The organism is Pseudomonas sp. R19M (genome assembly GCF_050312585.1).
Classification (GTDB): Bacteria; Pseudomonadota; Gammaproteobacteria; order Pseudomonadales; family Pseudomonadaceae; genus Aquipseudomonas; species Aquipseudomonas palleroniana.
In genome coordinates, this window is the sequence record NZ_JBNPJV010000003.1 from 1 (window position 1) to 7921 (window position 7921).

The 7921-nt window shown below is 59.9% G+C and carries 7 protein-coding genes and 1 tRNA gene; 4 read left to right on the plus strand and 4 right to left on the minus strand.

Features of this window, described 5'->3' with window-relative positions; all coding sequences use genetic code 11:
• Window positions 1-2: 2 nt before the first annotated feature.
• A tRNA-Val gene (locus ACQRBT_RS00205) sits at window positions 3-75 on the minus strand.
• 159 nt (window positions 76-234) lie between these two features.
• On the opposite strand from ACQRBT_RS00205, the gene rdgC reads away from it, so the two are divergent.
• The 3 genes from rdgC to sugE all read left to right on the plus strand — a co-directional run bounded on the left by rdgC (window position 235) and on the right by sugE (window position 2705).
• Window positions 235-1155 carry a recombination-associated protein RdgC gene (gene rdgC, locus ACQRBT_RS00210; RefSeq protein ID WP_412047746.1) on the plus strand — a complete coding sequence of 307 codons (921 nt, stop codon included), beginning with the start codon at window positions 235-237 and terminating at the stop codon, window positions 1153-1155.
• A gap of 163 nt (window positions 1156-1318) precedes the next feature.
• Window positions 1319-2284 carry a bile acid:sodium symporter family protein gene (locus ACQRBT_RS00215; protein WP_104995956.1) on the plus strand — a complete coding sequence of 322 codons (966 nt, stop codon included), beginning with the start codon at window positions 1319-1321 and terminating at the stop codon, window positions 2282-2284.
• Window positions 2285-2390: 106 nt separating this feature from the next.
• Entirely contained in the window at window positions 2391-2705 is a 315-nt protein-coding gene (sugE, locus tag ACQRBT_RS00220) for a quaternary ammonium compound efflux SMR transporter SugE (RefSeq protein ID WP_060756959.1), read from the plus strand.
• A 103-nt stretch (window positions 2706-2808) separates the two neighbouring features.
• On the opposite strand, the gene ACQRBT_RS00225 is transcribed toward sugE, so the two are convergent.
• From ACQRBT_RS00225 to ACQRBT_RS00235, 3 genes are all read right to left on the minus strand, one after another.
• Entirely contained in the window at window positions 2809-4683 is a 1875-nt protein-coding gene (locus ACQRBT_RS00225; protein WP_104995955.1) for an MFS transporter, read from the minus strand.
• A gap of 83 nt (window positions 4684-4766) precedes the next feature.
• A complete protein-coding gene (locus tag ACQRBT_RS00230) occupies window positions 4767-5915 on the minus strand; it encodes a TDT family transporter (protein ID WP_104995954.1) in 1149 nt (382 codons plus the stop codon).
• A gap of 113 nt (window positions 5916-6028) precedes the next feature.
• Window positions 6029-7216, minus strand: a complete 1188-nt coding sequence (locus ACQRBT_RS00235) for an MFS transporter (protein WP_104995953.1) — start codon at window positions 7214-7216, stop codon at window positions 6029-6031.
• 91 nt (window positions 7217-7307) lie between these two features.
• Here ACQRBT_RS00235 and ACQRBT_RS00240 point away from each other — a divergent pair, with 91 nt between their 5' ends.
• Window positions 7308-7853, plus strand: coding sequence for a TetR/AcrR family transcriptional regulator (locus ACQRBT_RS00240; protein ID WP_104995952.1), 546 nt, complete (start codon window positions 7308-7310; stop codon window positions 7851-7853).
• Window positions 7854-7921 lie beyond the last annotated feature (68 nt).

The window sequence follows — 7921 nt, forward strand, 5'->3', positions numbered from 1 at the left end:
GGTGGGTGATGACGGGATCGAACCGCCGACCCTCTGCTTGTAAGGCAGATGCTCTCCCAGCTGAGCTAATCACCCTTCGTTTCGGTGTGGCGCGCATTCTACGGAGCGACCCAAGGTCTGGCAAGCACTTTCTTAAATCTTTTTTTTGAGCCCTTCCAATGGCTTAGGCAGGGTTGGCCTGGGACGCTATCAAGAGAATAATGCCCCCCTTTGTATAAAGGAGAGACTCACCCCATGTGGTTCAAGAACCTGCTTATCTATCGCCTGACCCAAGATCTGCCTGTTGATGCCGAGGCGTTGGAAGCGGCCATGGCCACCAAACTGGCGCGCCCTTGTGCAAGCCAGGAGTTGACCACCTACGGTTTCGTCGCGCCTTTCGGTAAAGGTGAAGACGCTCCCATGGTACACATCAGCGGTGACTTCCTGCTGATCGCCGCGCGCAAGGAAGAACGCATCCTGCCGGGTAGCGTGGTACGCGACGCACTCAAAGAGAAAGTCGAAGAGATCGAGGCCGAGCAAATGCGCAAGGTCTACAAAAAGGAACGCGACCAGATCAAGGATGAAATCATCCAGGCCTTCCTGCCACGCGCGTTTATCCGTCGCTCGTCGACGTTCGCCGCCATCGCGCCGAAACAGGGCCTGATCCTGGTGAACTCGGCAAGCCCGAAACGTGCCGAAGACCTGCTGTCGACCCTGCGAGAAGTGATCGGCACCCTGCCGGTACGCCCGCTGACGGTGAAAACCGCACCGACTGCGATCATGACCGATTGGGTGACCACCCAGAAACCGGCCGATGACTTCTTCGTCCTCGACGAATGCGAACTGCGTGACACCCACGAAGACGGTGGCATCGTGCGCTGCAAACGCCAGGACCTGACCAGCGAAGAAATCCAGCTGCACCTGAGCACCGGCAAAGTCGTGACCCAGTTGGCCCTGGCGTGGCAGGACAAGCTGTCCTTCATGCTCGACGACAAGATGACGGTCAAGCGCCTGAAGTTCGAAGACCTGCTGCAGGACCAGGCAGAACAGGACGGGGGCGACGAGGCCCTGGGGCAACTGGACGCCAGCTTTACCCTGATGATGCTGACGTTTGGCGACTTCCTGCCGGCACTGGTTGAAGCGCTGGGCGGTGAAGAAACCCCGCAAGGTATCTAAAGCAACACGGGTCTTATGTGGGCACGGTCAATGTGGAGCTGGCTTGCCGGCGATAGCATCACCTGGGTGTACCTGATTCACCGAGGTGTCTGTATCGCAGGCAAGCCAGCTCCCACATTTGATCGGGTTGCCACCCCAGCATTCTAATAACAAGGACATCCCCATGCGCGCACTCGCCGCCTTGAGCCGTTTCGTCGGCAATACCTTCGCTTACTGGGTGTTGTTGTTTGCCGTGCTCGCCTTCCTGGAGCCCAGCTGGTTCATCGGGCTTAAAGGCGCCATTGTCCCGCTGTTGGGCCTGGTGATGTTCGGTATGGGGCTGACCCTCAAACTTGAAGACTTCGCCGAGGTCGCACGCCATCCCTGGCGCGTGGCACTGGGCGTGGTTGCGCACTTTGTAATCATGCCCGGCGTGGCCTGGCTCTTGTGCCAGGCGTTCCACCTGCCGCCGGAGATAGCCGTCGGGGTGATCCTGGTCGGCTGCTGCCCAAGCGGCACGTCCTCCAACGTGATGACCTGGCTGGCCCGGGGCGATCTGGCGCTGTCAGTGGCCATCGCCGCCGTCACTACCCTCCTCGCCCCGCTGCTCACTCCTGCGCTGATCTGGTTACTGGCCTCGGCCTGGTTGCCGGTGTCGTTCATGGAGTTGTTCTGGTCGATTCTGCAAGTGGTGCTGCTGCCCATCGTGCTTGGCGTGGTGGCGCAGCGCGTACTGGGCGAGCGGGTACGCCATGCGGTCGAGGTGCTGCCGCTGGTGTCGGTGGTCAGCATCGTGATCATCGTCGCGGCAGTGGTTGCGGCGAGCCAGGCGAAGATCGCCGAGTCCGGCCTGCTGATCATGGCGGTGGTGATGTTGCACAACAGCTTCGGCTACTTGCTGGGTTACTTCACCGGCCGGTTGTTCAAACTGCCCTTGGCGCAGCGCAAATCGCTGGCGCTGGAAGTGGGCATGCAGAACTCCGGGCTGGGCGCTGCGCTGGCCAGTGCGCACTTTTCACCACTGGCGGCGGTGCCCAGTGCGCTGTTCAGCGTCTGGCACAATATCTCTGGAGCGTTGCTCTCGACCTATTTCCGTCGCATGAGCGAAAAGGCCGACCGCAGCGTATTGGAGACCCTACCGAAAACTTGATCGTTCGATCCGTTTTCGGCACTCTACCGAGCTTCGCGTGGACGACCTCGCGACGCTTTGCAGCGCTCAACCAGGGGACGACCCCACCAATAGATGGGAGGTCAGCATGTCCTGGATCATTTTGTTTTTTGCGGGTTTGTTCGAAGTCGGCTGGGCTGTCGGCTTGAAGTACACCGATGGTTTCAGCAAACCGCTACCCACCGCCTTGACGATTGCCGCGATGGCCTTCAGCCTCGGCTTGCTCGGGTTGGCCATGAAGGAGCTGCCATTGGGCACCGCCTATGCGGTCTGGACCGGCGTGGGAGCTGTGGGTACGGTGATCGCCGGGATCATCCTGTTTGGTGAATCCATGGCGCTGTTTCGGCTGGCCAGTGTGGCGCTGATCATTTGCGGGCTCGTTGGGCTCAAGATCAGCACTTAGGCCACTGCCGCCATCGGGAGCAAGCCCCCTCCCACACTCGGAATGTATTCCAAACTGTGGGAGGGGGCTTGCTCCCGATGAGGCCGGTACACCCCACACAAAACTACCTGACACTCCCTCGCAACACACCCACCACTTCCTGCAACCGCGCAGGCGTCGCCGCCTCCACCGCTACCGGTGCACCCGCGACCAGCACCACCCGCGACCAGACCCGATGAAAGAACCCCTTGTTCGGGTCGCGACTGAAAAAACTCCCCCACAACCCCTGCAACGCCATGGGAATCACCGGCACCGGCGTCTCCTCCAGAATGCGCGTCAGCCCGCCACGGAACTCGTTCATCTCGCCATCGGCCGTCAACTTGCCTTCCGGGAAGATGCACACCAACTCCCCTTCCTTTAGATACTGGGCAATCCGCGTGAAGGCTTTTTCATAGATCTGGATATCTTCATGGCGGCCCGCAATCGGAATCGCCCCTGCCGTGCGGAAGATAAAGTTCAGCACCGGCAAGCGGTAGATCTTGTAGTACATCACGAAGCGAATCGGCCGACGCACCGCGCCACCAATCAGCAGCGCATCGACAAACGACACGTGGTTGCATACCAGCAACGCCGCGCCTTCATCCGGAATGGCTTCCAGGTTGCGATGCTCGACGCGGTACATGGAATGGCTGAGCAGCCAGATCATGAACCGCATGGTGAACTCGGGGACAATCCTGAAGATGTAGGTATTGACCGCGATGTTGAGCAGCGACACTACCAGGAACAACTCGGGGATCGACAGCTTGGCCACGCTCAACAACAGGATCGACACGATCGCCGACACCACCATGAACAGCGCGTTGAGGATGTTGTTGGCCGCGATGACCCGCGCCCGTTCGTGCTCGGCGGTGCGCGACTGGATCAATGCATACAGCGGCACGATATAGAAACCGCCGAACACGCCCAGGCCGAGAATATCGAACAACACCCACCAGGCCTGGCCATGACCGAGTACCGCCAGCCAGTCGTTGGGCTGGACGTTCTGCGGGAAACCACCAGAGTGCCACCACAGCAACAAACCAAACACTGTCAGGCCAAACGAGCCAAACGGCACCAGGCCGATTTCGACCTTACGCCCGGAGAGTTTTTCACAGAGCATGGAGCCGAGGGCGATACCCACAGAGAACACGGTGAGAATCAGCGTGACCACGGTTTCGTCGCCGTACAGCCATTCCTTCGCATAGGCCGGGATCTGCGTCAGGTAAATCGCCCCGACAAACCAGAACCACGAGTTGCCCACGATCGAGCGCGACACCGCCGGCGTCTGCCCCAGGCCCAGGCGCAAGGTGGCCCAGGACTCGCTGAAGATATTCCAGTTCAGCCGCAAGCCTGGCGTAGAAGCCGCCGCCCGCGGAATGCTGCGGCTGGCCAGGTAACCCAGCACAGCCACGCCGACGATCGCCACTGACACCACGAGCGCGTAATGCGCGGACGACATCATGATCCCGGCGCCGATGGTGCCGGCCAGGATCGCCAGGAACGTGCCCATCTCCACCAGGCCATTGCCACCGACCAACTCATCTTCATGCAGGGCCTGGGGCATGATCGAGTATTTCACCGGGCCGAACAGCGCCGAGTGCGTGCCCATGGCAAACAGCGCCAGCAGCATCAGCTCCAGATGATTGAACAGAAAGCCCGTGGCACCCACGGCCATGATCACGATTTCACCGATCTTGATCGCACGGATCAACGCATCCTTGTTGAATTTCTCGCCAAACTGCCCAGCCAGCGCCGAAAACAGGAAGAACGGCAGGATAAACAGCAGCGCACAGAGGTTGACCCAAATGGAGCGGTCACCGTCGATGGTGAGTTTGTAGAGAATGGCGAGGATCAGCGATTGCTTGAAGATGTTGTCGTTGAAGGCACCCAGCAACTGGGTGACGAAAAACGGCAAGAAGCGCCGCGTGCGCAGCAAGGTGAATTGCGAGGGGTGGCTCATCGTCCGTGTTCCTGCGTGGCCTGATAGGCTTTATTGCCGAAGGCTTTTATAAAGAGACAGGCCACGACTTTACCTAAACCCGCTTACTTATTCCCTATTCCTGCAATGCAGGGTGAAACAAAAAGCTCACCTTTATAGGCGCCCTGCACGGTGCGCTTGGCCACGATCAGCCACATCAGCGCCAAGGCCAGCACCAGCGCACTGCCAAACACACTGAAGAACCCCAGATGCAACACGCTCGCCAGCTTCAGCGTGGCCAGGGCATACACCCCCAACGGAAAGGTGAAACCCCACCAGCCGAGGTTGAATGGAATGCCGGCACGCAGGTAACGCAGGGTGATCAACACCGCAATCAGCAACCACCACAAGCCGAAGCCCCACAGCGTGATGCCCGCCACCAGGCCCAAGCCGTTGGCCATCTCGCCGACACCGGGCAGGCCATTGGCCGCGAAGATCGCCGGCGCATCACCGCCCAGCAGCAACATACCGAGTGCGCCGGTGCCGATAGGGCCCAGCGCCAGCCAGCTCGACGCAGCCATGTTGGCGTGGGGCAGTTTATGCAACGCCATGCGCAGCATCAGGATAGTCAGGATGCTGAACGCCACCGGCAGCGAAAATGCCCACAATACGTAGCTGGTCACCAGCATCACCAGTTGCCCATGGGCGTCGGCCAAGTGCGGCGCCAGCAGGCCACCACTGGCTGCGGCGACTTCAGCCGCGACGACCGGCAACAGCCAGACGGCGGTCATCTGGTCGATACTGTGTTCCTGGCGGGTAAACATCATGAACGGAATCAGCACGCCGCACGCCAGGGCCATCGCGACGTCCAACCACCACAGGGTCTGCGCCAACGGCAGCACGTCACTGCCCCAACGCGGCAGGCCGAACAGCAACAAACCGTTGAGAATGGTTGCCAGCCCCATGGGAATGGTGCCGAAGAACATCGAAACCGTGGAGTGCCCGAAAATCCGCCGCGCCTCCTGGAAATACATCACCCAACGCGCGGCGTACAACCCACTGAACACTACAAACAGGCCAATGGTAAACATCCACAACGCTTCGGCGACGGCGTACAGGCCCGGCACGTTGACGGGCAGTTGTGCCAGCGCCAGTGCCAGCACGCCGGTGCCCATGGTTGCGGCAAACCAGTTGGGCGTGAATTGACGAATCACTTCCCGCGGCCGGGTCAGGTGACTCAAAGGTTTGTAGCTTGGGGTATTTGCGCAGCTCATGTTGATAATCCTCTTCCTCGTAGGAGGTTGAAGCCATCATAGAACCTGATCGAATATCTATATAACGGGTAATATCTCTATCTGTTATCTACTTTACCTATATAAAACACTGACTACACCGCAGCCTTGGCCCGCGCCGTTTCCTGCAACAGCAATCCGGCCAATGCACCCAAGGCCAAAACGATGAGTACGGCACCGTAGCCATCGGTGGTGGCGATCAAGCCAAACTCCCGGCTCAGGTTACCGGCCAGCAACGCCGGCAAGCAGAACGCCAGATAGCTCAACACATAGAAGGCCGACATCAGCCCTGCCCGCTCATGAGGCAACGCCAAACCGACGATACTGCGCACACTGCCCGTGAAGCCGCCGCCAAAACCCAAGCCGGCGATCACACTGGCTACAAAGAACAGCCAAAGGCTGGCGCTCTGCACCGCCACCAACAACAGCGCCACCCCGGTCGCCAGCAATGCAGCCGACAGGCGCATGATTTTATCGGCCGGGCGATTGCGCAGGCTGTAGATCATTACCGCACCACTGAGCGTCACCACCGCCACCAACCCACCCCCAATCAGGTGCGAGGTCGATCCGGTAGCAGCCCGCACCAGCGAAGGCGCCAGCGAAGAAAAGAACCCTCCCAGTGCCCATACCGCCACATTCAGCGGCATCGCCAGCCACAGGGCACGGCGCGCTTGTTCGGGGACATGCAGCGTCGGCGCCAGCGACTTCAAGGCCCCCGGTATGCGGCTGACTGTCTCCGGCAAGCGCCACACATACAGCGCTTGCAGGGTCATCAGCCCGAGCATCGCGAAATAAATCAATTGGGTCGGCCGTGGCGCAAACTCCACCAGCAGTCCGCTGCCCAAGCCGCCACTGGCCATGCCCAGCATCGGCGCAAGGCTATTGAGCATCGGGCCGCGGACACGGTCAGTGTCGAGCAAGGTTGCACCCAGCACCGCCGTCGCCATGCCGGTGGCGAAACCTTGCACCGCCCGGGCGGCAATCAGGTATGCGGTGCTATCAGCGTTGATAAACAGCAGCATCGCCAGCATATTCAGGATCAATGCCGCAAAAATGACCGGCTTGCGTCCCAGGTAATCCGATAGCGAGCCGACAGTCAGCAAGGCTGCCAACAGACTCACGGCATACACGCCGAAGATCATCGTCAACACAGCCGCCGAGAAATGCAGATGGTCTTGATACACCTGATACAACGGCGTTGGCGCGCTGGACGCGGCGAGAAAGGTCAGCACCGTCACCACCAGGAACGCCAGGCGGGAACGATGGGAAGTAGGACTGGACATGGGCACGCTCCGCTAAAGCTAATAATTTGCTTTTTCGAAGTGTGCTACCAGAAAGCGCTTAAAGCAAATTCTTTGTGTTAAGGTTTTAGCCATGGCGATAAAAGAAGGCCTTCGCCCGGGAGGCCGTAGTGCCCGGGTCCAAGAATCAGTGCACAGCGCTGCCCGTGAATTGCTGGAAGCCCATGAGCGCGCCAGCGTTACCGTGCCGATGATTGCGGCACGGGCAGGCGTCACGCCATCCACCATTTACCGACGCTGGGGCGACCTGTCCGCCCTGCTCGCCGATGTGGCACTGGAGCGCCTGCGCCCGGACGGCGAACCTGCCAACACCGGTAGCCTGCGCGGCGACCTGCGCGCCTGGGGCGAACAATACCTGGATGAAATGAGCTCGGAGCTGGGGCGCAATATGATGCGCGACGTGCAGTGCAGTCGCCCAAGGGACTATTGCACCCACATTCTGATGGGCCAGTTGCAGATTATTCTTGATCGGTACCAGGACACCGTCGGTCCGTTACCCACACTGGACAGATTGCTGAACCTGATTGCCGCGCCAACGGTGTATCGCAGCCTGTTTTCCAGCACGCCACTGCCGGTTGAAGAGCTGCATGAGCTGATCGACTTGGCGCTCAAGGCCTGAAGCTCATATACCAAACCAAATGTGGGAGGGGGCTTGCTCCCGATGGCGGTGGACCAGTCACCTTATTG

What these genes read in the sequence shown, in the direction of transcription:
- rdgC (WP_412047746.1), top strand. Translation starts at nt 235, where the DNA reads ATGTGGTTCAAGAACCTGCTTATCTATCGCCTGACCCAAGATCTGCCT.
- ACQRBT_RS00215 (WP_104995956.1), top strand. Translation starts at nt 1,319, where the DNA reads ATGCGCGCACTCGCCGCCTTGAGCCGTTTCGTCGGCAATACCTTCGCT.
- sugE (WP_060756959.1), top strand. Translation starts at nt 2,391, where the DNA reads ATGTCCTGGATCATTTTGTTTTTTGCGGGTTTGTTCGAAGTCGGCTGG.
- ACQRBT_RS00225 (WP_104995955.1), bottom strand. Translation starts at nt 4,683, where the DNA reads ATGAGCCACCCCTCGCAATTCACCTTGCTGCGCACGCGGCGCTTCTTG.
- ACQRBT_RS00230 (WP_104995954.1), bottom strand. Translation starts at nt 5,915, where the DNA reads ATGAGCTGCGCAAATACCCCAAGCTACAAACCTTTGAGTCACCTGACC.
- ACQRBT_RS00235 (WP_104995953.1), bottom strand. Translation starts at nt 7,216, where the DNA reads ATGTCCAGTCCTACTTCCCATCGTTCCCGCCTGGCGTTCCTGGTGGTG.
- ACQRBT_RS00240 (WP_104995952.1), top strand. Translation starts at nt 7,308, where the DNA reads ATGGCGATAAAAGAAGGCCTTCGCCCGGGAGGCCGTAGTGCCCGGGTC.